Source organism: Ancylobacter sp. (assembly GCF_965279025.1).
Classification (GTDB): Bacteria; Pseudomonadota; Alphaproteobacteria; order Rhizobiales; family Xanthobacteraceae; genus Ancylobacter.
Window position 1 is genome coordinate 1211591 of sequence record NZ_OZ257132.1, and the last position, 22408, is coordinate 1233998.

Genomic DNA, 22408 nt, shown 5'->3' on the forward strand with positions numbered 1-22408 from the left:
GCACCGCCCTCAAGCGCCCCTCTCCGGCTCCTTGCGCGGCCCTGCGCGGCGGTGGCCCTGCCCCAACGCGGCTGCCAGAGGCGGGGTTCTTGCCCCCCGCCCGAGGGGGAGACAGGTGATGAAGATCCTCGTGCCCGTGAAGCGGGTGGTCGACTACAACGTCAAGATCCGGGTGAAGGCCGACGGCTCCGGCGTCGAGCTCGCCAACATCAAGATGTCGATGAACCCGTTCGACGAGATCGCCGTCGAGGAAGCGCTGCGCCTGCGCGAAGCCGGCACGGCGAGCGAGGTCATCGCCGTCTCCATCGGCCCGGTGAAGACCGACGAGACCATCCGCACCGCGCTCGCCATGGGCGCCGATCGCGGCATCTGGGTGAAGACCGACGAGGCGGGTATCGAGCCGCTCACCGTCGCCAAGCTGCTGGCAAAGATCGTCGCGGCCGAGGGCCCCGCGCTCGTCATCCTCGGCAAGCAGGCGATCGACGACGATTGCAACCAGACCGGCCAGATGCTCGCCGCCCTGCTCGGCTGGCCGCAGGCGACCTTCGCCTCGAAGGTCGTCGTCGGCGAGGGCGCGCTCGACGTCACCCGCGAGATCGATGGCGGCCTGCAGACGCTGCGCCTCGCGCTGCCCGCCGTGCTGACCACCGATCTGCGCCTCAACGAGCCGCGCTACGCCTCGCTGCCCAACATCATGAAGGCGAAGAAGAAGCCGATCGAGGAGAAGAGCGCCGCCGAGCTGGGCGTCGACATCAGCCCCCGGCTGGACATCCTCTCCACCTCCGAGCCCTCGGGCCGCACCGCCGGCGTCAAGCTGGCCTCGCCGGCCGAACTGGTCGGTCATCTCAAGCAGGCGGGAGTGCTCTGACCATGGCCACCTTGCTGTTCGCCGAACATGACGATGCCAGCCTCAACCCGGTCACCGCCCGTGCCCTCACCGCCGCGCTGGCGCTCGGCGCCCCCGTGCATGTGCTGGTGGCGGGCGAGAATGCCCGCGCCGCCGCCGAAGCCGCCGCCAGGCTCGACGGCGTCGCCGAAGTGCTGCTGGCCGACGGCCCCGGCTTCGCCCACCGCCTCGCCGAGCCGGTCGCGGCGCTCGGCGTCGCCCTCGCCAGGGATTACGACGCGCTGGTCGCCCCCTCCACCGCCTTCGGCAAGAGCGTCATGCCGCGCATCGCCGCGCTCATCGACGTGATGCAGGTGTCCGACGTCCTCGCCGTCGTCGCCCCCGACACCTTCGACCGGCCGATCTATGCCGGCAACGCCATCCAGCGGGTGCGCGCCACCGACGCGACCAAGGTGCTCACCATCCGCACCTCCTCCTTCGCCGCCGCCGGCGAAGGCGGGTCGGCGCCGATCCGCGCCCTCGACCTCACCGAGCCCGCCGGCGGTTCGAGCTTCGTCGGCGAGGAAATCGCCGCCAGCGCCCGCCCGGACCTCGCCGCCGCGCGCATCATCGTCTCCGGCGGCCGGGCGCTCGGCTCGGCGGAGAACTTCCACGCCGTCGTCGAGCCGCTGGCCGATGCGCTCGGCGCGGCGGTGGGTGCCTCGCGCGCCGCGGTCGATGCCGGCTACGCCCCGAACGACTGGCAGGTCGGCCAGACCGGCAAGGTGGTGGCGCCCGACCTCTATGTCGCGCTCGGCATTTCCGGCGCCATCCAGCATCTCGCCGGCATGAAGGATTCGAAGGTCATCGTCGCCATCAACAAGGACGAGGACGCGCCGATCTTCCAGGTGGCGGATTACGGGCTGGTCGGCGACCTGTTCGAGATCGTGCCGGCGCTCACGGCCGAAATAGCTAAGGCAAAAGGCTGACGGGACACTATACTGCCGCGTCAGCAGGGGCAGGACGGACGAGCAATGGCTTTCGAGATCAAGCGCATCGGCATCATCGGCGCCGGCCAGATGGGCAACGGCATCGCGCATGTGTGCGCGCTCGCCGGCTATGACGTGGTGCTGAACGATCTGGAGGCGGACCGCATCAAGTCCGGCCTCGCCACGATCAATGGCAACATGGCGCGGCAGGTCTCCAAGGGCTTCTATGCCGAGGACGAGAAGAAGGCCGCGCTGTCCCGCATCCACGGCACCGACCAGGCCGCCGACCTCGCCGAGGTCGACCTCCTCATCGAGGCCGCCGTGGAAAAGGAGGAGATCAAGCGCCGCATATTCTCTTCCATCTGCCCGTTCCTGAAGCCGGAAGCGATTCTCGCCACCAACACCTCGTCCATCTCCATCACCCGCCTGGCCGCTTCCACCGACCGGCCGGAGCGCTTCATCGGCATTCACTTCATGAATCCGGTGCCGCTGATGCAGCTGGTGGAGCTGGTGCGCGGCATCGCCACCGAGGACGAAACCTTCGAGCTCTCCAAGGCCTTCATCACCCGGCTGGGCAAGACCTATGCGGTGGCGGAGGATTTCCCCGCCTTCATGGTCAACCGCATCCTGCTGCCGATGATCAACGAAGCGATCTACACGCTCTATGAGGGCGTCGGCTCGGTGGACGCCATCGACACCGCCATGCGGCTCGGCGCCAACCACCCGATGGGCCCGCTGCAGCTCGCCGATTTCATCGGCCTCGACACCTGCCTCTCCATCATGCAAGTGCTGCATGAGGGGCTGGCGGATTCGAAGTACCGCCCCTGCCCGCTGCTGGTGAAATATGTCGAGGCCGGCTGGCTGGGCCGCAAGACCCAGCGCGGCTTCTACGATTATCGCGGCGAAAAGCCGGTGCCGACCCGGTAGAGGCGGGGCACGCCGGCCCGCTGACACCATCGGCGCATCGCGCCGCGCGCGATACGCCGGCTATTTCCGCAGCGGCGGCGGGGCATGGCCCATCCACGCCTCGAACACCGCCGCGAAGGCGAGGGCCATGCCCCGCGCGAGGTGACCGCCGCTCGGGGCGAGGCACCGCACGGCGATCCCGCATTCATTGGGCAGCGGGCTGATGCCGACCCGGCAGTCCAGCGCGTCGAGCTGGCTCATCAGCGCGGCGATGTCCATGTCCCCGTGCGCGCGGCCGAGCGCCACCAGGCTGCCCATGGCCCGATAGGGGCCGAGCGGCGAGGCCGGGCTGGCAAAGTGCAGGCCGGTCAGGCCCCCCCGATCCCGCACCAGAAGCCGGCCGCCGGCGTCGCGCACGCTCAGCTCGGTACGCAAGGTCCCGAAAGGCCGGCCGCCCTGCGCCGGGTCGTGGGTGGCGAAGCCGTCGACAAGAATTGCGCGCCCGCCGGGGGCCAGCACCACCTGCGTGCTGGAACTCAGATGCGCGTCGGGAAACAGGATGAAGGGGTCGTTGGTCAAAGCGAGGAACGCATCGGCCTCGATGCGCAGCGTCGTCGAGAAGCGTGCCTCGTCGTCTGTCGTGCGGTGGACGACGGTCGCCGCCTGCGAGGTGATATGGGCCTGCGCGCCCTTGCCGACCTCGATGTCCAGCGTCAGCCGGTCGCCCGTATAGAGCCCGCCGGAGGAGGATTGCAGATAGAGCGTCGCCATTTCCGGCAAGGCCCGGTCGAGCCAGAACGGCCGGGTGATGTGGAAGGGATAGGGCACGTGCTGGCGCGCCAGCACGGTGCGTCCCCCGCCACGGATGAAGCGCAGATGCGCCGCCACGTCGCGCGCCCCCGCCGCGCCGGCCGGCGCCGGTGAGGCGGGCCGCAGATCGGCCATGCGGGGCGGGACGTTCATCGAAACAGCACCGCCTTCATGATCTGGTCGGCGACCTCGCAGACCCCGCTGCCGCGACGCGCATCCGTGACGATGACCGGCCGCTGCCCGCGCACGCCGCGCGCCTCTTCCAGCATGCGGGGAAGATGCACCCCGACATGGGGGGCAAGGTCCTGCTTGTTGATCACCAGCAGGTCGCAGCGCAGCGTGCCCGGCCCCTTCTTGCGGGGAATGTCGTCGCCGCCCGCCACGTCGATGACGAAGATCCACCAATCCACCAGGTCGAGCGAGAAGGTGGAGGCGAGATTGTCGCCGCCGGATTCGAACAGGATCAGTTCGACCCCGGGAAAGCGGGCTTCCAGTTCATCGCCCGCCGCGATGTTCAGCGTAGGGTCCTCGCGGATGACAGTGTGCGGGCAGGCGCCGGCCTCGACGGCCGAGACGCGCTGCGGGTCGATGAGCCCGGAACGGCGCAGGCGCTCAGCATCCTCCTTGGTCACCAGGTCGTTGGTCACCACGGCGAGGTCGACGCCCCGCGCGTGCAGCACCGGGATGAGCGCCTCGATCAGCGCCGTCTTGCCGGAGCCGACCGGCCCGCCAATGCCGACGCGCGCCGCCACCGCGCGGCCCGCCGGCTCTTCGGGGGAAGCATCCATGCGGCTCATCGCAGCATGTACCGCTGGGCGAGGGGAAGCTCGTCATAGGGCTCGCAGGTCGCCAGGGTGCCGTCGACGAACACCTCGAAGGTCTGCGGATCGACGCGGATATCCGGGCAGGCGTCGTTGTGCAGCATGTCCCGCTTGGTCAGCGTGCGCGTGCCGCTGGCCGGCAGCAGCGCCTTGGACAGGCCGAGCGAGCGGCCGAGCCCGTCCTCGATCGCCAGCGGGTGCACGAAGCAGGCGGAGAGCGCCGGCGCGGCGCGGCCGAAGGCGCCCCATTGCGGGCGCATCATGATCGGCTCGCAGGTCATCAGCGACGCCGCCGAATCGCCCATGGCGCCCCAGGCGATGAAGCCGCCCTTCACCACCAACTCCGGCTTGATGCCGAAGAAGCCGGGGCGCCAGATGACGATATCCGCCATCTTGCCGTCCTCCAGCGAGCCGATATGGCTGGCAATGCCGAAGCTGCGGGCGGCGTTGATGGTGTATTTGGCGATATAGCGGCGGATGCGGGCATTGTCGCCCATGCCCGCCACATCCTCCGGCAGCAGGCCGCGCTGGTCCTTCATCTTCGAGGCGAGCTGCCAGGTCCGGCAGATCACCTCGTGGATACGCCCCATGCCCTGGCTGTCGGAGCCCAGCATCGAGATCGCCCCGAGGTCGTGCAGCACGTCCTCGGCCGCGATGGTCTGCGGGCGGATGCGGCTTTCGGCGAAGGCGACATCCTCGGGAATCGCCGGGTTGAGATGGTGGCACACCATCGTCATGTCGAGATGTTCGTCGAAGGTGTTGACCGTGTAGGGGTTGGTCGGGTTGGTCGACGAGGGCAGGCAATGGCTGAGGCCGGCCACCCGGATGATATCGGGCGCATGGCCGCCGCCGGCACCCTCGGTGTGGTACATGTGGATGGTGCGCCCGCCAATGGCCGCCAGCGTGTCCTCCAGGAACCCGCTCTCGTTCAGTGTGTCGGTGTGGATCTGCACCTGGAAGTCGAGTTCGTCGGCCACCCGCAGGCAGGTGTCGATGGGCGCCGGCATCGACCCCCAGTCCTCGTGCAGCTTCAGGCCGAGGCAGCCGGTTCGCATCTGCTCCACCAGCGAGGCCGGCTTGTGGCTGTTGCCGCGGCCGAGAAAGCCGAAATTCATCGGCCATTCCTCGGCGGCCTGCAGCATCTTGCCGGTATTGAACGGCCCGCCGGAATCGATGCCCACCGTGATGGGGCCGAGCGAGCCGCCGATCATCGTGGTGATGCCGCTGGAAATCGCGTGCTGGACGAGGCCGGCGCTGTCGAAATGCACATGCACGTCGATCGCTCCCGCCGTGGCGATCAGCCCCTCGCAATCGCGCACCGTGGTGGCCTGCGAGACGATGAGCCGGGGATCGACGCTGTCCATGATCGCCGGATTGCCGGCCTTGCCGAGGCCGACAATCTTGCCGTCCTTGATGCCGAGGTCGCCCTTGACGACGCCGAGCACCGCGTCGATCACCACGACATTGCACAGCAGCATGTCGAGCGCGCCCTCGGCGGAGGTGACGCCGGCGGCGAGGCCCGCCCCGTCGCGCAGCGTCTTGCCGCCGCCATGCAGGCATTCGTCGCCATAGACCGTGTGGTCCTTCTCGACCACGGCGACCAGCGAGGTGTCGCCGAGCCTAATCCCGTCGCCGACCGTCGGCCCATACATGTGGGCGTAGTCCCTGCGCAGCATCTTGACCATGGTCAGGCTCCCTTGAAACCGCCGTCGCGGGCCCGGCGCATCGCCGCGTCGAGATCGGCGGTGCCGTCGCTCAGATTGTTGAAACCGCTGATCTTCTGCTCCCCGCCGAAGGGCACCAGCACCAGCTGCTTGCTCTGGCCGGGCTCGAAGCGCACCGCCGTGCCGGCGGGTATGTCGAGCCGCTTGCCATAGGCCTTCGCCCGGTCGAATTCGAGCGCCTTGTTCACCTCGAAGAAATGGAAATGCGAGCCGATCTGGATGGCCCGGTCGCCGGTATTGACCGCCGTGATCTCGGTGCGCGCCCGCCCGGCATTGAGCTCGATCTCGCCGTCCAGCGGCAGCAGCGCGCCCGGCTCCACCGCGTCCGCATCGGCTCCCTCGCGCGGGCGGATGGGCTCGTGGATGGTGACCAGCTTGGTGCCGTCGCGAAAGCCGCACTCCACCTGGAGGATGGGGATCAGCGACGCCACGCCGGGCATGACGTCGTCCGTGCTCAGAATGGTCGAGCCGAAGCCCATCATCTCCGCCACGCTGCGCCCGTCGCGCGCGCCTTCCAGTATCTCGTCGGTGATCAGCGCGACCGCCTCGGGATGGTTGAGCTTCAGCCCGCGCGCCCGGCGCTTTCGGGCCAGCTCCGCGGCGGTGAAGATCGTCAGCCGTTCGAGTTCGGTCGGGGTCAGGAGCATGGGTTTCTTCCTGCGGAGGGGAGCGGCATCAGTTCGAGAACAGCCGGACCTCCGATGTCGCATGCCGCATGGTGGCAATGTCGAGCATCGGGGTCAGGCTCTCGAAATCGTCGCATGAGAGGGGGCCGGCGCGGCCGGCCTCGTCCACCAGCCGCGCCATCAGCGGCAGCGTCGCGCTGAGGCAGCTCTGCGCCTCCACGGCGCCGATGAGGCTGAGGCGGACGGCGGCGCTGGTCATGCCGGCGGCGACGCCATAGGCGGAGGCGGCGAGGACGGATGTCGCGTCCATGCCGCAGCTGCGCCAGATCGCGCCCTGCACCACCGGGAGATGGCCGAGCATGCCGCCCGTCTCCACCTGCCGCTTCAGCGCGGCGGCGGCGCCGGTGCCGAGTCGCGCATGGGCGGTGAGGAAGCCCAGCCCGTTGCGGCGCGATCCCGTGCGCTGCAGGGCGGGCAGCGTCGCGGCCTCGAAGCGGTGGTCGATCTCCGCGAGGCGGGCCATGTCGTCGCCGGCGGCATAGGCCAGAGCCACCGCGATGCGGTCCATGCCCATCCAGCGATGGGTGAGCGTCATGGCCAGCACATCGGCCAGCCCCTGGCGGTCGAAGCGCTGGCCGAGATCCGCCAGCCCCTCAATGCCGTTGGAAAAGGCGAAGCCTCCATTCGGGAAGGCCGAATCCGCCTGCCAGAGCGTGGCGAAAAGGCTCAGCATGGCGCCTCGTCGGCCGGGCGCGGCGCCATCTCGATGCGGCTGTCGAGGCCGAGCGAGACCAGCCGGGCGACATAGCTCTCCTGCGGCCCCTCAAGCGCGACCTCGATGGAGCCGGCCGCGAACCGCACCCGCCAATGCAGGTTGCCGACATGATAGCCAAGCTCCAGCGCGGTCGCGAGATCGCGCGGCGTGAGCCGCAGCCAGCGTTCGGCGTCCACCTTCACCACGATCGCCCGGTGCGGCTCGAACAGCAGCACGGCGCCGTCGGTCAACGGCTCGTCGCGCGGCAGGGCCACCGCCACCTCGGCACCACGGCTCGTCACCGCGCGAAACCGCCGGCGTGCCAGTTCGGCGGCGGGAAGCAGCAGCCACTCCACCTCGCCATGGTGTTCGAGGTGATGGAGAGGGTCGGCGAAATCCTCGTCCAGCCGGTTCCCGAGCACGCGATTGACAAGCAACATGGTCAGCTTTCCGAGAACGAAGAGGTGCCGGTCCGGCATCCTAGCGCGCATTGGCGCGATGGCCAGCCATGCCGGAGGTTGCAGCCGGGGCAGGCGTGGATAAGCGGTGCCGGGCGGGCCACTTGCCGCATCAGGCGTCTCCCGGCCGCGCGGGCAGGGGCACGCCGTTCTCCGCCAGGCTGCGCCGGAACAGATAGATGCAGCGTCCCGCGCCCTCGTCGGCGGCGGGCATGTGCAGCTGTTCGGTCAGATAGCGAAACACGATGCGCGCCGCCGCCTTCGACAAGGTCGGCTTCCACAGCCAGATGTCGCGTGCGGGATCGACGCCGTGGCGGTCGAACAGCGCCAGCGCGGCGTCGTCGGCGCAGCCGACGCACCATTCCGCCGGCCTGCCGCCGAATTCCTTGATGTAGCTGAGGAACTCGAACTTCACCTGCTGCGGGCTGAACACCATGCCCGTCACCCGGGAACGGGGTTGAGGCGTGCATGGCGCGAGGCGTCCGCCGTGCGGCCGCGCCAGCGCCCGACCGCGGCCGTACCCGCCTGCTTTTCCTCCGACGACATCTGCGCCACCACCGCCTCCAGCGCGGTGAGCGCGGTGCCGACGCCGTGCTGGGCGGCCAGCGACAGCCAGGTGAAGGCCTCCACGCGGTCCTTGGCGACGCCGAGGCCGTTGGCATAGAGGAAGCCGAGGCGCGCCTGCGAGGGGTAGTGGCCGCGCTCCGCCGCCGACCGGTACCAATGCGCGGCGGCGGCGGGGTCCGCCGGCAGGCCGTCGCCCTTCGACAGCAGGGTGGCGAGATTGTACTGCGCGAACAGATCGCCGCTCGCCGCCGCTTTTTCCAGCCAGAGCACGCCGGCGGGAATGTCGCGCGGCGTGCCCTGCCCCATGCACAGCATGGCCCCGACATTGGTCTGCGCCAGCACGATGCCGGCCTGCGCCGCTTCCATATAGAGCGCGAAGGCGCGGGCCGGCGAGGCCTCGACGCCCTCGCCATTGGCGTGCATGGCGCCGAGCCAGCTCGTGGCGTCCGCGTCGCCCTCCTCGGCGAGCGTCGCGAACAGGCGCAGGGCCTCGGCGAAATCGCCGCGCTCATAATGGCCGATGGCGGCCCCGAGCGGCGTTTCGGTGCGGGGCGAGAGATCCAGCGACAGCATGGGTTCAGCCCCTCGGGTTCTGGTAAAGCGGTTGCGGCAGGTCATCGGCCGGCAGGCGCGCCAGGCGGGCGGCCAGCGCCGCCTGCATCCAGGCTCCCGCCGCCCCATTCTGGCGCGGCGGCGCGGCGGCGATCGTGTGCGGGCGGTGCTGGGTTCCAAAGCGGGCGAGGTCGAGATGCGCGGCCTCCGCCTGCGCGGCCCGCCGGCCGATCTGCTCGCGCCAGAACGCCAGGTCGTGTTGCGGGTCTGCGCCATAGGTCGAGAGCCGGCACAGGGTCTGTCCCATGGCGGTGGGCTGCAAGGTCACAACGGCGGTGCTCGCCGCCGTGGCGATCAGCACCAGATTGGGGAACAGCCAGGCCGCCTGCGCGGGGGTGCCGTCGGACAGGGTGGTGGGCGCCAGCATCCACACATCGCGCTCGCCGGTCACCGGCCCGCCGGCGGCGAGGGACTCGCCCATCAGCTTCCAGTTCGCGGCATATTCGAGCCATAGCTCGCGCGAGCGGCTGGGCTTGTGGGCGCCGAAGAACCCGCCCATCCGCCCCAGCGCCGCCAGTTCCGCGTCGGGCCAGACGGGGGCGACATCGAGATTGACGAAGATCAGCGGGCCCCAGCTGCGGGCCTGCGCGGTCAGCAGGCGTTCCGGGCGCAGGCCGAGATATTGGTGCATCTCCGGCGTGCCGTCGCCAAGCTCGCTGGCCGGGATGGCGGCGCGGTCGCGGCTGTAGCCGCAGGAGGTGAAGGAGCATTTGGTCTTGGCACCGGTCTGGCACTGCAGCGGCACCGCCCGGCAGCCGCCATGCTGCGCCTTGTTGAACCGGGCGACGATGCCGCCCGCCGTGCGCTGCACGTGCACGCCATGCGTGCCGACGGTGAAGGGAAGCAGATCGCCGTTTTCCGGTATGGCCTCATGCGCGCCGACGCACACCCAGTCGCGCGTCCACACCGCCTCGTCTTCCAGTTCGCTGAACCGCCGCGAGCGAAACGCCACCGGCGGCAGCACACGCGGCTCCGGGCCGAGCGCGTCGGCATAGAAGGACGCCTCCGCGAGGTTGCGGCCTTCGTCCCAGTAACCGAGATCGCGTCTGTGGGTCATGTCCGGCGTCCTGCGAGAAAGGGCCGGCACGCGCGCGGGGGGACGCGCGTGCCGGCAGTTTTGCCCGAGGGGTCAGGCCGTGGTGGCGAGCGCGGGCGATTCGTAATCGGCGCGGCCGCGATGCTTGATCGCCTCCGCCGGCGCGGGCGGCAGCGGGCCATCCGCCGAGAACCGGTCGAGCACGTTCTTCACCAGGGTGGAGACGTTGTTCCGGCCTTCGTTCCACGGCAGCGAGCCGCAGAAGGCGATGGACGAGAAGGCGAAGCACCCGCCGCCATTCGGCGTTTCGTGGAAGGCGATGTCGCCGCGCACGCGCGGGTGGGTGGTGCCGTCGAGGCCCTGCTGGTTGAAGCCGAAATCCTCCATGACGAGGAGATAGGCTTCGGTATGCCGGCCCGCCGAGGTCGCCACCGCCAGCGTGTGCGGCGGGGAGCCGAGCGTGACGTCGACAATGTCGAGCTCAAGCCCGGCGCAGCCGCCGCCGACCAGGCCGAAATTGCCGATCGGCTCGTCATAGGCGATGCCCTCGAAGGCCCAGGCGACGCGCGGGTCGAGGCTGTCCGGGGTCCGGCTGTAATAGGTCGAGATGTCGAAGCCTTCATTGGTCATGCCGACGCCGGCGACTGAATAGAGCGAGCGTCCGCGGAAGCGCCACATTCCGCCCAGCTCGCCGGTGCCCTGGTGGTAATATTCGCCCGGCTCGGCGCGCCAGGTACGGATGCCGGATTCGCAGCGCCGCATCTCGGTGACCACGCCCCGGCCGAGATGGTCATAGGCCGGATGGAACGAGTGCACCCAGTACCAGGCGTCGGCGCCCATATACATGAGGCGCCCGCCGCGCTGGGTGTAGTTGTGCAGTGCGTCGAGCTGCGTGCCCGAATTGTGCTCGGGATGCGAGCCGGTGATGATGACGTTGTAGTTTTCCAGCCGCGCCAGACCGTCATAGGTGACGTCTTCGTCGGTGATCACGTCATAGTCGTAGCCCATCGTCTCCAGCCAGTAGATGAGATGGAGATCGGCGGGGTATTGCCACGGCGCCTGCGCGAGGAAGTGGTCGTATTTCGGCCGGATCGACAGGATCGGCCGCAGCCGCGACGACAGGCAGATGCCCGAGCCATCGGTGTGGGTGTCGTAGATCGAGCCGCCATATTCGCGGTGCTCGGCCAGGAACATGTTCTGGTGCTGCATGATCGGCACGCGGTAGACGAACAATTCGGCGCCGCCAGCATTGCAGGCCACATGCTCATTGGCATAGGCCATGTAGCTGATCGTCGGCACCATGACGGCAATCTTCGACTGTTCCTTGCCGATCTTCGGCACGATCCAGAACGGGATATAGTCCTCGTCGCCATCCGTGGTGGTCAGCTTCAGCGCGTAGAAGCGGCTCTTGATCTCCTCGGGGACGGTCCATTCGACATCGACCTCCCAGCGGGCATTGTCGACATCGTCGTCGTGGAAATGGATCGCGCCATATTCCTTCTTGGCGTGCTTCCAGTCGAAATTCTCGCCCGCCCAGCTATAGCCGGTGAGGGCGCGCGTCGGGCAGCCCACCAGCGTCGCGTCGAAGCGGTAGGGGCCGTTATCCTTGGCGGTGATGGTGTCGATGCCGTCCCAGAAATCCCAGGCGGCAACGATCAGCGCGGAGAGCTCGCCGGTCGGGCCGGAATTGCGACGCTCGGTCAGGCCGGGCTGCGCACCGCCCTTCATCTGCTCGATCTCGAAGCGGCTCAGCGCCTTCTTGACGATGCGCGGGCTGTCGATCTTGCCATTATATTTGCCGGCAAACCACACGCCGGCGGGCAGCGAGGACGCCCCGAGCGGATCGTCGTTGATCGTCTCGACATAGGCGCCCAGCGCCACCGGCGCCGCCGTGTGGATGATCTTGGTGGCGAGCGTCGCCTTCACCGGCTCGATGATGGGATCGAGCGCATAGACGATCAGCGGCTCGTGATAGAGCACCGCCTCGCCGGTCGCCGCATCGAAGCTGGCAGCGACGAAATGCCAGGCATGGTCGCGGATCGGCACGCCGGTGGTGATGGTGTGCTCGTTGATGCGCAGTTCGAGGAAGCCGGCCTCATTGATGAACAGGCCATAGCCCTTGCCGTCCATCCATTTGGTCACCAGCCCCTGCGCCCCGTGCTTCCAGTAGCGCGGATGGGTCTTCGGCGTGGTCGGCCAGATGTGGCACTGCAGGGTGAAGCTGTCGACATGGAACTGCGGCGCGTCCTCGACATAGCCGTAGGACCCGCCATGGATGATCTGCTTGCGGCCCTTATAGGTGCCGTTGGCGTCCGCCGCGATCGGCTTCTCGATGAAGCCCGGGCCGCGCGGGTTGGTGTCGCCATTGATCATGTGGACGACTTCGGCGGTGAACTCCGCCGGCCCGTCGCAATTGACGTAGAACTTGATCGTGTCGCCGGGATGGACACCGAACTTGTCGGCATAGCCCGTCAGCCGCATGGCGCACATGTATCGATTCTCCAACAATGAAGCCGGCGTCAGGCAAGCCGCTCCCGTTCGCGGCCGGGAAGGCCGCGCGGACAGAACCGGCGCTGAGGCGAAGCTAGAGCGGCGCGGCGCGGCGCGCGTGAAACCGGGGGATCAGGTAACGGGCCAGTTGTCGTCCCGATGCTTCCAGCCTTCCTCGAAGTTCTCGGGCATGCCGGCGGTCTCTGGCAGCTCGTCGAGCCGCATCAGGAAGATGTCGTGCTGGATTTCCTGCTCGGAATCATAAACCTTGTCGTTCACGAATTCCGGCGGCACCCCGCGAATGCCGGAAAGGCGCCCGATGCGCCATTCCGCATCCACCTTGGTGCAGATGACGATGAGCTTGCCCTTCGGCGAGACGCCGCGCATGCGCAGCAGCACGCGGCGCAGGTCCGGGTTGTCATGCACGCCGCCGGTAACCACCGTGGTGTCGCCGGGCGTCTCGCATTTGAGCACCGAGAAGCCCGCCACTCCCTTCATGGAGTCGACGCACGCCTTGTGCTCCTTGATCATGGCTTCCCGCTCGGGCGTGCCTTTCTTCGGAATCGGTATCATCGCCAATATTCTCCGTCCTGGTCGAAGAAACGTCACCACGCGTCCTGTATTGAGCGGACGGGCGACGCAGGGGCTGAATATTCGGAGCGCCACATCAGCAGGCGCCGCAGTTTAGAATTTTACCGATACTAGACATTTCGTCAATGATATTTGACGATTTCGGAAAAGTTTATCGTTTCGTCTAGATGGTCATATGCCGCTCGACCAGTTGATCGGTCATGTCGGACATCGGGCCTTCCGCCACCACGCGGCCATTGTCCACCATCAGGAAGGCGTCGCCCAGCTTGCGCGCCACCTTGATGTGCTGCTCGGTGACGATCAGCGTGATGCCCAGTTCGCGGTTCAGCATCTTCAGGATCTCGCCGATCTCGACCACGATATTGGGCTGGATGCCCTCGGTCGGCTCGTCGAGCAGCAGGATCTGCGGATCGACCGCGAGGGCGCGGGCGATGGCGAGCTGCTGTTTCTGCCCGCCGGAGAGAAGCCCGGCGCGGCGGTCGAGATTTTCCTTCAGATAGGGGAAGATCCGCAGGCACAGTTCCGGGATCTCGCTCGACTTGTCGGCGCGGGCGAAGGTGCCGAGCAGGATGTTCTCCCGCACGGTGAAATTGGAGAGAATGCCGCGCCCCTGCGGCACATAGCCGAGCCCGTGGGTGGCGCGCACATGCGTCGGCTCGCCGCTCATCTCGGCGCCGTTGATGCGGATGGCACCCACCGAGCGGTCGGTCAGCCCCATGATGGTGCGCATCAGCGTGGTCTTGCCCACGCCGTTGCGGCCCAGCACGCACAGGCACTGCCCCTTTTCGACCTCGAAGGAGACGTCCTTCAGGATGCGGGTGGCGCCGTAATAGGACGTGACGTTGTCGAAACTCAGCAGCGCGCTCATGCCGCCTCCTGCTCGCCGAGATAGACGTCCCGCACCCGCCGGTCCGCCTCGATCTGCTGGATCGTGCCCTGGGCGAGCAGCGAGCCCATATGCATCACCACCACCACGTCGGCGATCTCGCGCACGAATCCCATGTCGTGCTCCACCACCAGCAGCGTCGCGGATTTGCGCAGGTCCTTGAAGATGCGCGCGGTCTTCTCGGCCTCGCCCTCGGTCATGCCGGCGATGGGCTCGTCCATCAGCAGCAGCCGCGGCTCCTGCATCAGCACCATGCCGATCTCCAGCCATTGCGTCTCGCCATGCGAGAGGATGCCGGCGCGCTCGTTCAGCCGCCCGGTCAGGCCGGCCAGCGTCGCCACCTCGTCCAGCTTGTCCTTCAGCCCGGCCTTGCGAAACTTGAACAGGTTGCGGAACGGGTTGGTCTGCCGGCTGAAGGCGACTTCGAGGTTCTGCTGCACGCTCATGTCGCGCAGCACCGCCGGCACCTGGAACTTGCGGCCGATGCCGGCACGGGCGATCAGGTGCTCATGCTTGGCGGTGATGTCGTCATTGGCGAAGAACACCTTGCCGGAGGTCGGCTTGATGCGGCCGGTGATGAGGTCCATCGTCGTCGTCTTGCCGGCGCCATTGGGCCCCACCAGGCAGCATATGGTGCCTTCGACAACCTCCATGCTGAAGTCGTTGATCACCTTCGTGGCGTCGAAGCTCTTCGAAAGATTGCGGATTTCGAGAAGACCGGACATCGGCGCGCTCACTCGGCTGGCAGGGGCCTGCCGCCGTCCGGCGCAGGCGAGGAGGTGGTGTCGCGGCGCTCGAGCAGGCCGAACGCCTTCTCCACCAGGCTGGCGAGGCCGTTCGGCAGGAACCGCACCACCACGATGAAGAAGCCGCCGAGAATGAGCAGCCAGGTGGCGAGGAAGGTATCGCCGAGATAGCTCTGCGCGCCCTGGATGATGAAGGCGCCGAGGATGGAGCCGAGCAGCGAGTGGCGCCCGCCAATGGCTGCCCAGATAACGATGGACAGGCTGAAGCTGACATCCATCTGCGCCGGCGAGACATACTGCACCAGCATCACCCAGCAGCAGCCCGCCACCGCCGCGATCAGCCCGGAAATGGTGTAGATCACCGTTTCATAGCCGGCGACGCTATAGCCGAGAAAGCGCACGCGCTCGGCATCGTCGCGGATCGCCTGGGTCACCAGGCCGAAGGAGCTCTGGGTGATCAGCTTGGTGAGGAAGGTGGCGCCCATCAGCAGGCCGAACACCACCCAATAGGCGGTGGGGCTGTAGGGATCGATCTCGATATCGCCGAACTGGAAGGCGGCGGGGGGCGTCAGCCCGTTGACGCCGCCCGTATAGGGCTGGCGGTCGAGGATGATGGTGTAGAAGGCCGACAGCATCGCCAGCGTCATGATGGCGAAGAACGGGCCGGAAACGCGGGCGCGGAACATGATGCCGCCGAACACCGCGCAGAACAGCGTCGGCGCGGCAACCGCCAGGATCAGCCCCAGCGTGGTGCTCTGGAAGGGCTGCCAGAGCATGGGCAGGGAATCGAGGCTGTTGTTCAGCATGAAGGGCGGGATCGGGTTGGATTCCGTCTGGGTCTGCATCTGCATGGTCATCGCCATGCCATAGGCGCCGAGGCCGAAGGCGATGCCCTGCCCCAGGTTCAGGATGCCCCCGAACCCCCAGCACAGGCTGATGGAGAGCGCCAGCATGCCGTAGACGCCATAGGTGGCGAACTGGTTCAGCAGGAAGCTATCGCTGATCATCAGCGGCAGGGTCCCCAGCGCCGCGAAGAACACGACATACACGGCCCATTGCGCCGTCTTGTTATGGTAGAGGTTGCCCATGTTTCAGAACCGTCCTGACGCGGCGTGGCTGACGACGGGGGCGTTCATCGCCGGGCTCCCGCCTGGGCAAACAGGCCTTGCGGGCGATACCGCAGGAAGATCACGATCAGCACGAAGATGATGAAGCGGGCCATGGTGTCGTTGGTGAAGAAGGCGAACACCGACTGAAGCTCGCCCGTCACGCCGCTCGCCACCACGCTGCCGGCCAGCGAGCCGCCGCCCACCACCACCATGAGGAAGGCCTGCACGACATAGCTGGACCCCATGGTCGGCAGCACGATCGCCAGCACGCCGAACAGCGCGCCCGCCACGCCGGCCAGCCCGGCGCCGAGCGCGAAGGTGAACATGTAGATGCGGCCGGCATTGATGCCGAACGACGCCGCCATCTCCTTGTTCTGCATCACCGCGCGCACCTGCACGCCATAGCGCGTCTTGTAGAACAGCAGCCACAGCCCCAGTACCAGCAGCGCCGTGACCGCGAGGACGACGATGCGGAACGCGGAAATCGACACCGAGCCCAGCATCACGTTGCTCTGGAAGATTTCCGGCACGGCGAGATATTTCGGGTCGCTGCCGAAGAGCAGCCGCACGCCCTGCATCAGCACCAGCGAGACGCCATACGTCGCCAGCAGCGTGTCCAATGGTCGGTTGTAGAGATAGCGTATCAGCCCGCGCTCCAGCGCCAGCCCCACCAGCGCGACGATGACGAAGGAGGCCGGCAGGCACAGCAGATAAGGCAGGCCCAGATGGAACTGCAGCATGTAGGAGCTGTAGGCGCCGAGCATGATCAGTTCGCCATGCGCCATGTTGATGACGCCCGCCGTGCCATAGATGATGGTCAGGCCCAGCGCGGCGATCAGCCAGATGCTGGCGATGCTGACGCCGAGAATGAGCGCATTCAGGAGCGAACTCAGATCCATTGAACCTTATCCGTTGAGCCCTTGCGGGTCCTCCGCGCGGCGGGAGCGCGAGCAGGCGTGAGGCGGCAGGGCCCGGCGATGCGCGCCGCCGGGCCCCTTGCGCGTCAGATGACGCTCTTGCGGATCTTGCCGTCCGGGGCCTTCAGGCCGTCCTTGGTGCAGATGCCGGCGTCGGGGTAGATCGAGTAGGGGTCGGGCGCGACGTGCTTCTCGGCGGCCTTGACGATCTTGAAGGTGCCATCGGCCTGGCACTGGCCGATCTTCGGCTTCAGCCAGGTGTTGAAGTTGTTCTCGTCGATCCAGATCAGCCCTTCGGGCGAGACGTCGTCCTCGACGCGGATGCCGCCGGAATGGTCGCGGATGATGCGCGGGGTGACGTTCTCGAAGCCGACAGCGGCGGCGGCCTTCTCGAAGCCGGCCTTGAACACATAGGCGGAGGTGTAGGTCTCCTCCATGTTGTAATGGGTGGTGCCGTTCTTGCCGTACTTGCTGGCGAGGAAGCTCTCGACGAACTTTTTGTTGGTCGGGGTGTCGAGCGACTGGAAGTAGGGCGCCGACAGGAAGTGGCCGGCGCCGAATTCCGCACCCATCGCCCGGGTCTCGATCTCGCCGGTGGTGAGCGAGGCGATCGGCATCTTGTCGACCTTGAAGCCTTCCTGCTTGAACTGCTTGTGGAAGGCGATGTCGGAGGCGCCGACCACGGTGGAGAAGATGAAGTCCGGCTTGGCCTCGCGAATCTTGTTCAGCACCGGCCCGAATTCCGAGCTTCCGAGCGGGATGTATTCCTCACCCAGCAATTCGCCGCCGGCCTTCTCCAGCCACACCTTGGCGTTCTTGTTGGATTCCTTCGGCCACACATAATTGGAGCCGACGAAGAACACCCGCTTGCCGAACTGCTGCACCATGAAGGGGATGAGGTCCTGCGAATGCTGGTTCGCCAGCGGACCGGTGCAGATGGTGTTCTGGGTGCATTCGGCACCCTCGTAGCAGGTGGGGTAGTAGAGCAGGTGGTCGCGCTGCATCACGGTGGGCAGGATCGCCTTGCGGCTCGCCGAGGTGTAGCAGCCGAACAGTGCGATCACCTTGTCGCGCAGGATCAGTTCCTTGGCCTTCTCGGAATAGACGGCGAAGTCGGACTTGGCGTCGACGATCACCGGCTCGATCGGCACGCCGGCGACGCCGCCGGCCTTGTTGATCTCGTCGATGGCGTACTGCATCACCAGCGTGGAGTCCTCTTCCGGCACGGCGAGCGAGCCGGTGAGCGAGAACAGCAGGCCGACCTTGATCGGCTCGCCCTTCTTCAGGGTCGCTCCCCAGGCTTCGCTGGATTTGGGCAGCCAAAGATGAGGCAAAGTAAGAGCGGCCGAGGCGGCAACGGTGGACTTGAGAATGTTGCGGCGTGTGATCTTCATGTCTGCGACCCTTCGGACATCCCGTGTTGACTGGGCAATTCACCTGCGCGTCCGGACGCTTTTATCCGTCACTAGACTAATCATCTAGATGATAGGTTGGGAGCGAAGCCGGCGTCAACGGCTTTTCGTCCGAGTTATCAAAGTTTCTTGTCACGATTAAAAACTGCACCGGCACGCGCCAAAAGCCCGGTCAAGAACTGACCAAATGCCTTGATAATAAGCGATTTCAGCGGCGTTCCCGACAATGCCGGCGAGGCCCATGCCCGCCGCTCGGGCGCGGGAATTCTTGCCCTGCCGAAGAACCGCCAGCCGACATCCAGCCGGGGAGCACAAGCGCCGGGGCGGGCCGCGAGCTAGATGTTTCGTTAGGTTGGCGGCCGCAACGCGGTGCCGGTCGCGCGCATTCTCTAGTGTAATTGCGCCGGCCCCCTTTAAATAATGTCGTAATCGTGACAGAAGGGCTTATCTAGGATTGAGAGTACGCAGGCTCGATTGGCGCTGTTTCGCGTCCCGAGGGCGTCGACGACCGTCGGAAGCAGCGATCGCTGGCATATGAAAATTCTCATCGCCGATGACCATTGGGTGGTCCGCCAATCGCTGAAGCAGGTCATGCGTCGCCTGCGGCAGAAACTCGAAATCTTCGAGGCGGAAACCTTCGACGAGGTCGCGGCGCTGCTGGTCGAGCACCCCGATATCGACCTCGTGCTGATCGATCTCGTCATGCCCGGCTTCGATGCCTTTGACGGCCTGCACAAGCTGCGGACGAATTTTCCCGACGTGCCGGTGGTGGTGGTCTCGGTCCATGAGGATGTCGACCACGTGCTGCGTTCCGTGGAACAGGGCGTCATCGGCTATGTCCCGAAATCCGCCGGCGGCTCGGAGATCGAGCGCGCGCTGGAACGCGTGCTGGCCGGCGAGGTGAGCTTCCCCCGGCGGATCATCGAGCGTTCCGCCGGCAGCAGCACCTCGAAGCCCATCGCCAAGCCCGCCCCGCCCGCCCCCAGCCCGGCGCCGGCCGCGCCGGCGGACGAGCCCCGCGACGAACTCGATCTGCTGACCCCGCGCGAGCGCGACGTGCTCGGCCTGCTCGGTCGCGGCTATTCGGTGAAGCGCATCGCCGAGGAATTCGAGCTCAGCAGCCAGACGGTGCGGGTGCATCTGGGCAATGCCATGCGCAAGCTCAACATCAGGGATCGCTCCGCCGCCGTGCACTACGCCATCGGCCGCTTCAGCGCGGGCGAGTCGGTCTGACGTGGCCGGCGCGCCCGCTTCCGTCGGCCCCGATCACCTCGACGAGATTTTCGCCGGACTGGATATCGCGCCCTTCGGCATCCTGATCTGGTCCGCCGAGCGGCGGCTGCTCTATGCCAATGAGCGCTTCAAGCGCAGCTGGGATCTGCCCGTCACCCCCGGCATGCGCTTCGAGGCGTTCATCGCCACCATGGCGCATGCGAGCGAATGCGTGCTCCCGATCGAGCCCGAGGCGTGGGAGCGCCAGCAGATCGCGGCCTTCGGAACCGAGCGCAGCGAGGATTACCTGTTCGCCACCGGCAGCGTGCTGAACCTGACGCAGGTGCCGACGGCCTCCGGCGGCATGACGATGTCGTTCTCCGACGTCACCGCCATCAAGAGCAATGAGCGCGCCCTGCAACTCGCCAAGGAGACTGCCGAGGCGACGGACGAGGCCAAGTCGCGCTTCCTGCGGGCGGCGAACCATGATCTGCGCCAGCCGCTCGCCTCGCTCAAGATCCTTGTCTACAATTGCCTGCGCGAGGAAGATGCCGCGCATCGCTCCGACATGCTGCACGCCATGGGCATCGCCACCTCCATCATGGAGGACCTGCTCGGTGCCCTGCTGCAGATCGGCCAGCTCGACGCCGGCCGCGTGGAGCCGCGCATCACCTCGTTCCAGCTCTCGCAATTGTTCGAGCGGCTCGACGTGCAGTTCCGCCACCAGGCGCGCGAGAAGGGCCTGCGGCTCGTCTTCGTCCCGCCGCGCGGCACCATCGCGACCGACCGGGCGCTGCTGGAACGCATCCTGAGCAATTTCGTCGCTAATGCCGTGCGCTTCACCGAGGTCGGCGGCATCGTGGTCGGCTGCCGGCGCGAGGCCAACGGCCTGCGCATCGAGGTGGTGGATACCGGGCGCGGCATCCGCCACGAAGACCGCGAGCGGGTGTTCGACGAGTTCTTCCGGGCGGAAGAGCAGCGCGCCCAGAAGAGCGGCCTCGGCCTCGGCCTCAACATCGTCAAGCGCCTGGCCGACCTGCTGGAAATTCCCATCCGCCTGCGTACGGAAGTCGGCCGGGGGTCGATCTTCTCCGTCACCGTGCCGCTGGGCAATATCTGGCACAGCGAGGCGAACGAGATCGAGATCAGCGAGACGGTGGCGGGCGAGTTCGTCGGCACGCCGGTCATTCTGGTCGAGGATGACGACATATTGCGCCACACCATGACCCAGTTGCTGCAGCGCTGGGGCATGGAAGTGCATGCGGCGGCGGACGAGGCGGACGCCATCCGGCTGATCGAAAGCGGGGTATCCCCGCGCCTTATCGTCGCCGACTATAATCTCAAGGCGCGCATGGGCGTCGACGTGGTCGAGAGGCTGCGCACCGCCATCGGCGCGAAGGTGCCGGCGATGATCGTGACGGCGGATGCCGAGCCGCGCGTCATCGAGATCATCCGCAATGCCGGCCTGCCGGTGCTGGTCAAGCCGGTCAGCCCGCCACGGCTGCGCGTGCTGATGCACAATCTGCTGTTCGAGCCCTCGCTGGTGAATGTCGGCGAGCCGGCGGCGGTCCAGCCCAGGAGGAGCCTTACGTGAGCGCGCACAACGAGCCGGTGCCCATCGGCAGCATGGTGCCGCTCACCGGGCCTTCGGCAGCCGATGGCGCGGAGTTCCGCAAGGGCATGATCCTCGCGGTGGAGGAACTCAACGCCCGTGGCGGGCTGCTCGGCCGGCCGGTCCAGCCGATCTTCGCCGACACCTGCCGCCAGACGGCGGAAGAAGTGGTCAGCGCCGCCCGCTGGCTGATCGAGAAGCACAACGTCCATGCCATCATCAACGGCTATAATATCGGGCCGCAGAATTCCGAATACGAGCCGATCGCCGATGCCGGCATCATCTACGTCCATTCCAATACGCTGCTGCAGCACCACGACACGGTGATGAGCGACCCCGCCCGTTATTTCGGCTGCTTCATGGCGGACCCGGCGGATTACTGGTACGGGCCCGGCTTTATCAAGTTCATTTCGTGGCTACGCGATTCCGGCCAGTGGACGCCGCACTCCAACCGCATCGCCATCATCTCGGGCTCGAAGCCCTACAGCATCGTCATTGCCAATGCGATGGCGAAGGCGGCGGCGGATTTCGGCTGGCACGTGGCCTTCGGGCCGAAGATCGTGCAGACGCCGACGCATCATTGGCGCGATGTGCTGGAGGAGGTGCGCGCCACCAATCCGGCGGTCATCGCCAACACCCATTTCTACGCGGTGGACCTCGCGCATTTCCAGCGCCAGTTCCGCGCCAACCCCATGGATTGCATCGTCTATCTTCAGTACGGCGCGATGCACCGCACCTTCAACGACATTGCCCAGGAGGCCAGCGACGGCGTCATCGTCTCCTCGGTCATCGGCCTGCTGCGCGATGAAATGGGCAAGCGCTTCGAAGCCCGCTACAATGCGCGCTTCGGCGAGGGCTCCACGGCCACCATTGGCTGCCAGTCCTACAGCAACATGCACCATTATGCGGTGGCGGCCGCCATGGCCGGGGGCTCCGGCCCGCCCGGCGATTTCGAGCAGAACCGCAAGGTGGCCTTCGCCCTCAAGGGCATGATCTACCGCAGCGTGCACGGCACGATCCGCTATCATCCCGACTGGCAGGCCGTCGTCCCCTACCCCGTGGTGACGCACGATCCCTCGCTCGGCATGCCGCACATCTTCTATCAGATACAGGACTTCCGGAAGTCGCTCTCGATGATCGCGCCGGAGCCCTACAACACCGAGCGCTTCATCTATCCCCCCTGGATGAGCGGCCGCACCCCGCCGACCCGGCCGATCACCTCCCCCAACCCGCGCGGCCTCGTCGGGCTCTGACGCGCCGGGATTGCCGGCCTGAAAGCCTTCTCCCGCATGAGCCGGGGAGCG

General features: G+C 66.9%; 22 protein-coding genes. 6 read left to right on the top strand and 16 right to left on the bottom strand.

Features of this window, described 5'->3' with window-relative positions:
- The first annotated feature begins 118 nt into the window (after positions 1-118).
- Genes ACQY76_RS05640 through ACQY76_RS05650 form a run of 3 tightly spaced genes read left to right on the top strand, consistent with a single transcriptional unit; the run spans position 119 to position 2742 of the window.
- A complete protein-coding gene (locus ACQY76_RS05640; protein WP_428031915.1) occupies positions 119-868 on the top strand; it encodes an electron transfer flavoprotein subunit beta/FixA family protein in 750 nt (249 codons plus the stop codon).
- Between the two features lie 2 nt (positions 869-870).
- A complete protein-coding gene (locus ACQY76_RS05645) occupies positions 871-1815 on the top strand; it encodes an electron transfer flavoprotein subunit alpha/FixB family protein (protein WP_428031916.1) in 945 nt (314 codons plus the stop codon).
- Between the two features lie 45 nt (positions 1816-1860).
- Positions 1861-2742: a 3-hydroxybutyryl-CoA dehydrogenase gene (locus ACQY76_RS05650; protein WP_428031917.1), complete on the top strand. Its 882-nt coding sequence runs from the start codon at positions 1861-1863 to the stop codon at positions 2740-2742.
- Positions 2743-2802: 60 nt separating this feature from the next.
- Here the strand turns inward: ACQY76_RS05650 and ACQY76_RS05655 are convergent, their stop codons facing one another.
- From ACQY76_RS05655 to ACQY76_RS05730, 16 genes are all read right to left on the bottom strand, one after another.
- Complete coding sequence (locus ACQY76_RS05655) at positions 2803-3684, bottom strand: urease accessory protein UreD (RefSeq protein WP_428031918.1); 882 nt, start codon at positions 3682-3684, stop codon at positions 2803-2805.
- Positions 3681-4319 carry an urease accessory protein UreG gene (gene ureG, locus ACQY76_RS05660; protein WP_428031919.1) on the bottom strand — a complete coding sequence of 213 codons (639 nt, stop codon included), beginning with the start codon at positions 4317-4319 and terminating at the stop codon, positions 3681-3683. Before ureG ends, ACQY76_RS05655 begins: the two co-directional genes overlap by 4 nt.
- Positions 4320-4324: 5 nt before the next feature.
- Positions 4325-6037: an urease subunit alpha gene (gene ureC / locus ACQY76_RS05665; protein ID WP_428031920.1), complete on the bottom strand. Its 1713-nt coding sequence runs from the start codon at positions 6035-6037 to the stop codon at positions 4325-4327.
- Between the two features lie 2 nt (positions 6038-6039).
- Entirely contained in the window at positions 6040-6723 is a 684-nt protein-coding gene (locus ACQY76_RS05670) for an urease subunit gamma (RefSeq protein ID WP_428031921.1), read from the bottom strand.
- Positions 6724-6751: 28 nt separating this feature from the next.
- Positions 6752-7435, bottom strand: coding sequence for an urease accessory protein UreF (locus ACQY76_RS05675; RefSeq protein WP_428031922.1), 684 nt, complete (start codon positions 7433-7435; stop codon positions 6752-6754).
- On the bottom strand, positions 7429-7896 hold the full coding sequence (ureE, locus tag ACQY76_RS05680; RefSeq protein ID WP_428031923.1) for an urease accessory protein UreE: 468 nt from the start codon (positions 7894-7896) through the stop codon (positions 7429-7431). The genes ACQY76_RS05675 and ureE overlap by 7 nt, the downstream gene beginning before the upstream one ends.
- A 130-nt stretch (positions 7897-8026) precedes the next feature.
- Entirely contained in the window at positions 8027-8350 is a 324-nt protein-coding gene (locus tag ACQY76_RS05685) for a hypothetical protein (RefSeq protein ID WP_428031924.1), read from the bottom strand.
- Positions 8351-8355: 5 nt separating this feature from the next.
- Entirely contained in the window at positions 8356-9054 is a 699-nt protein-coding gene (locus ACQY76_RS05690; protein ID WP_428031925.1) for a tetratricopeptide repeat protein, read from the bottom strand.
- Positions 9055-9058: 4 nt separating this feature from the next.
- A complete protein-coding gene (locus ACQY76_RS05695; RefSeq protein WP_428031926.1) occupies positions 9059-10150 on the bottom strand; it encodes a ring-hydroxylating oxygenase subunit alpha in 1092 nt (363 codons plus the stop codon).
- 72 nt (positions 10151-10222) lie between these two features.
- Positions 10223-12619: a N,N-dimethylformamidase beta subunit family domain-containing protein gene (locus ACQY76_RS05700; RefSeq protein WP_428031927.1), complete on the bottom strand. Its 2397-nt coding sequence runs from the start codon at positions 12617-12619 to the stop codon at positions 10223-10225.
- 132 nt (positions 12620-12751) lie between these two features.
- Positions 12752-13192 (bottom strand): N,N-dimethylformamidase, small subunit, encoded by a 441-nt coding sequence (locus ACQY76_RS05705; RefSeq protein WP_428031928.1) that lies wholly within the window; start codon positions 13190-13192, stop codon positions 12752-12754.
- A gap of 181 nt (positions 13193-13373) precedes the next feature.
- The gene (gene urtE / locus ACQY76_RS05710) at positions 13374-14078 is read right to left on the bottom strand and encodes an urea ABC transporter ATP-binding subunit UrtE (RefSeq protein ID WP_428031929.1); all 705 of its coding nucleotides are present in this window, start codon (positions 14076-14078) and stop codon (positions 13374-13376) included.
- Positions 14075-14821, bottom strand: coding sequence for an urea ABC transporter ATP-binding protein UrtD (gene urtD / locus ACQY76_RS05715; RefSeq protein WP_428031930.1), 747 nt, complete (start codon positions 14819-14821; stop codon positions 14075-14077). The genes urtE and urtD overlap by 4 nt, the downstream gene beginning before the upstream one ends.
- Positions 14822-14829: 8 nt before the next feature.
- Positions 14830-15930, bottom strand: coding sequence for an urea ABC transporter permease subunit UrtC (urtC, locus tag ACQY76_RS05720; protein WP_428031931.1), 1101 nt, complete (start codon positions 15928-15930; stop codon positions 14830-14832).
- Positions 15931-15974: 44 nt separating this feature from the next.
- Positions 15975-16850 carry an urea ABC transporter permease subunit UrtB gene (gene urtB / locus ACQY76_RS05725; RefSeq protein ID WP_428031932.1) on the bottom strand — a complete coding sequence of 292 codons (876 nt, stop codon included), beginning with the start codon at positions 16848-16850 and terminating at the stop codon, positions 15975-15977.
- Positions 16851-16954: 104 nt separating this feature from the next.
- Positions 16955-18262 carry a transporter substrate-binding domain-containing protein gene (locus ACQY76_RS05730; protein WP_428031933.1) on the bottom strand — a complete coding sequence of 436 codons (1308 nt, stop codon included), beginning with the start codon at positions 18260-18262 and terminating at the stop codon, positions 16955-16957.
- Positions 18263-18814: 552 nt separating this feature from the next.
- On the opposite strand from ACQY76_RS05730, the gene ACQY76_RS05735 reads away from it, so the two are divergent.
- The 3 genes from ACQY76_RS05735 to ACQY76_RS05745 are packed head-to-tail and all read left to right on the top strand — an operon-like array spanning position 18815 to position 22357.
- Positions 18815-19513: a response regulator gene (locus ACQY76_RS05735; RefSeq protein WP_428031934.1), complete on the top strand. Its 699-nt coding sequence runs from the start codon at positions 18815-18817 to the stop codon at positions 19511-19513.
- A 1-nt stretch (position 19514) separates the two neighbouring features.
- Entirely contained in the window at positions 19515-21086 is a 1572-nt protein-coding gene (locus tag ACQY76_RS05740; protein ID WP_428031935.1) for an ATP-binding protein, read from the top strand.
- A complete protein-coding gene (locus ACQY76_RS05745) occupies positions 21083-22357 on the top strand; it encodes an ABC transporter substrate-binding protein (protein ID WP_428031936.1) in 1275 nt (424 codons plus the stop codon). Before ACQY76_RS05740 ends, ACQY76_RS05745 begins: the two co-directional genes overlap by 4 nt.
- Positions 22358-22408 lie beyond the last annotated feature (51 nt).

Bases quoted from the DNA above. Each gene is read 5' to 3' on its own strand.
- ACQY76_RS05640 (WP_428031915.1), top strand. From the start codon at position 119: ATGAAGATCCTCGTGCCCGTGAAGCGGGTGGTCGACTACAACGTCAAG.
- ACQY76_RS05645 (WP_428031916.1), top strand. From the start codon at position 871: ATGGCCACCTTGCTGTTCGCCGAACATGACGATGCCAGCCTCAACCCG.
- ACQY76_RS05650 (WP_428031917.1), top strand. From the start codon at position 1,861: ATGGCTTTCGAGATCAAGCGCATCGGCATCATCGGCGCCGGCCAGATG.
- ACQY76_RS05655 (WP_428031918.1), bottom strand. From the start codon at position 3,684: ATGAACGTCCCGCCCCGCATGGCCGATCTGCGGCCCGCCTCACCGGCG.
- ureG (WP_428031919.1), bottom strand. From the start codon at position 4,319: ATGGATGCTTCCCCCGAAGAGCCGGCGGGCCGCGCGGTGGCGGCGCGC.
- ureC (WP_428031920.1), bottom strand. From the start codon at position 6,037: ATGGTCAAGATGCTGCGCAGGGACTACGCCCACATGTATGGGCCGACG.
- ACQY76_RS05670 (WP_428031921.1), bottom strand. From the start codon at position 6,723: ATGCTCCTGACCCCGACCGAACTCGAACGGCTGACGATCTTCACCGCC.
- ACQY76_RS05675 (WP_428031922.1), bottom strand. From the start codon at position 7,435: ATGCTGAGCCTTTTCGCCACGCTCTGGCAGGCGGATTCGGCCTTCCCG.
- ureE (WP_428031923.1), bottom strand. From the start codon at position 7,896: ATGTTGCTTGTCAATCGCGTGCTCGGGAACCGGCTGGACGAGGATTTC.
- ACQY76_RS05685 (WP_428031924.1), bottom strand. From the start codon at position 8,350: ATGGTGTTCAGCCCGCAGCAGGTGAAGTTCGAGTTCCTCAGCTACATC.
- ACQY76_RS05690 (WP_428031925.1), bottom strand. From the start codon at position 9,054: ATGCTGTCGCTGGATCTCTCGCCCCGCACCGAAACGCCGCTCGGGGCC.
- ACQY76_RS05695 (WP_428031926.1), bottom strand. From the start codon at position 10,150: ATGACCCACAGACGCGATCTCGGTTACTGGGACGAAGGCCGCAACCTC.
- ACQY76_RS05700 (WP_428031927.1), bottom strand. From the start codon at position 12,619: ATGTGCGCCATGCGGCTGACGGGCTATGCCGACAAGTTCGGTGTCCAT.
- ACQY76_RS05705 (WP_428031928.1), bottom strand. From the start codon at position 13,192: ATGATACCGATTCCGAAGAAAGGCACGCCCGAGCGGGAAGCCATGATC.
- urtE (WP_428031929.1), bottom strand. From the start codon at position 14,078: ATGAGCGCGCTGCTGAGTTTCGACAACGTCACGTCCTATTACGGCGCC.
- urtD (WP_428031930.1), bottom strand. From the start codon at position 14,821: ATGTCCGGTCTTCTCGAAATCCGCAATCTTTCGAAGAGCTTCGACGCC.
- urtC (WP_428031931.1), bottom strand. From the start codon at position 15,930: ATGGGCAACCTCTACCATAACAAGACGGCGCAATGGGCCGTGTATGTC.
- urtB (WP_428031932.1), bottom strand. From the start codon at position 16,850: ATGGATCTGAGTTCGCTCCTGAATGCGCTCATTCTCGGCGTCAGCATC.
- ACQY76_RS05730 (WP_428031933.1), bottom strand. From the start codon at position 18,262: ATGAAGATCACACGCCGCAACATTCTCAAGTCCACCGTTGCCGCCTCG.
- ACQY76_RS05735 (WP_428031934.1), top strand. From the start codon at position 18,815: ATGAAAATTCTCATCGCCGATGACCATTGGGTGGTCCGCCAATCGCTG.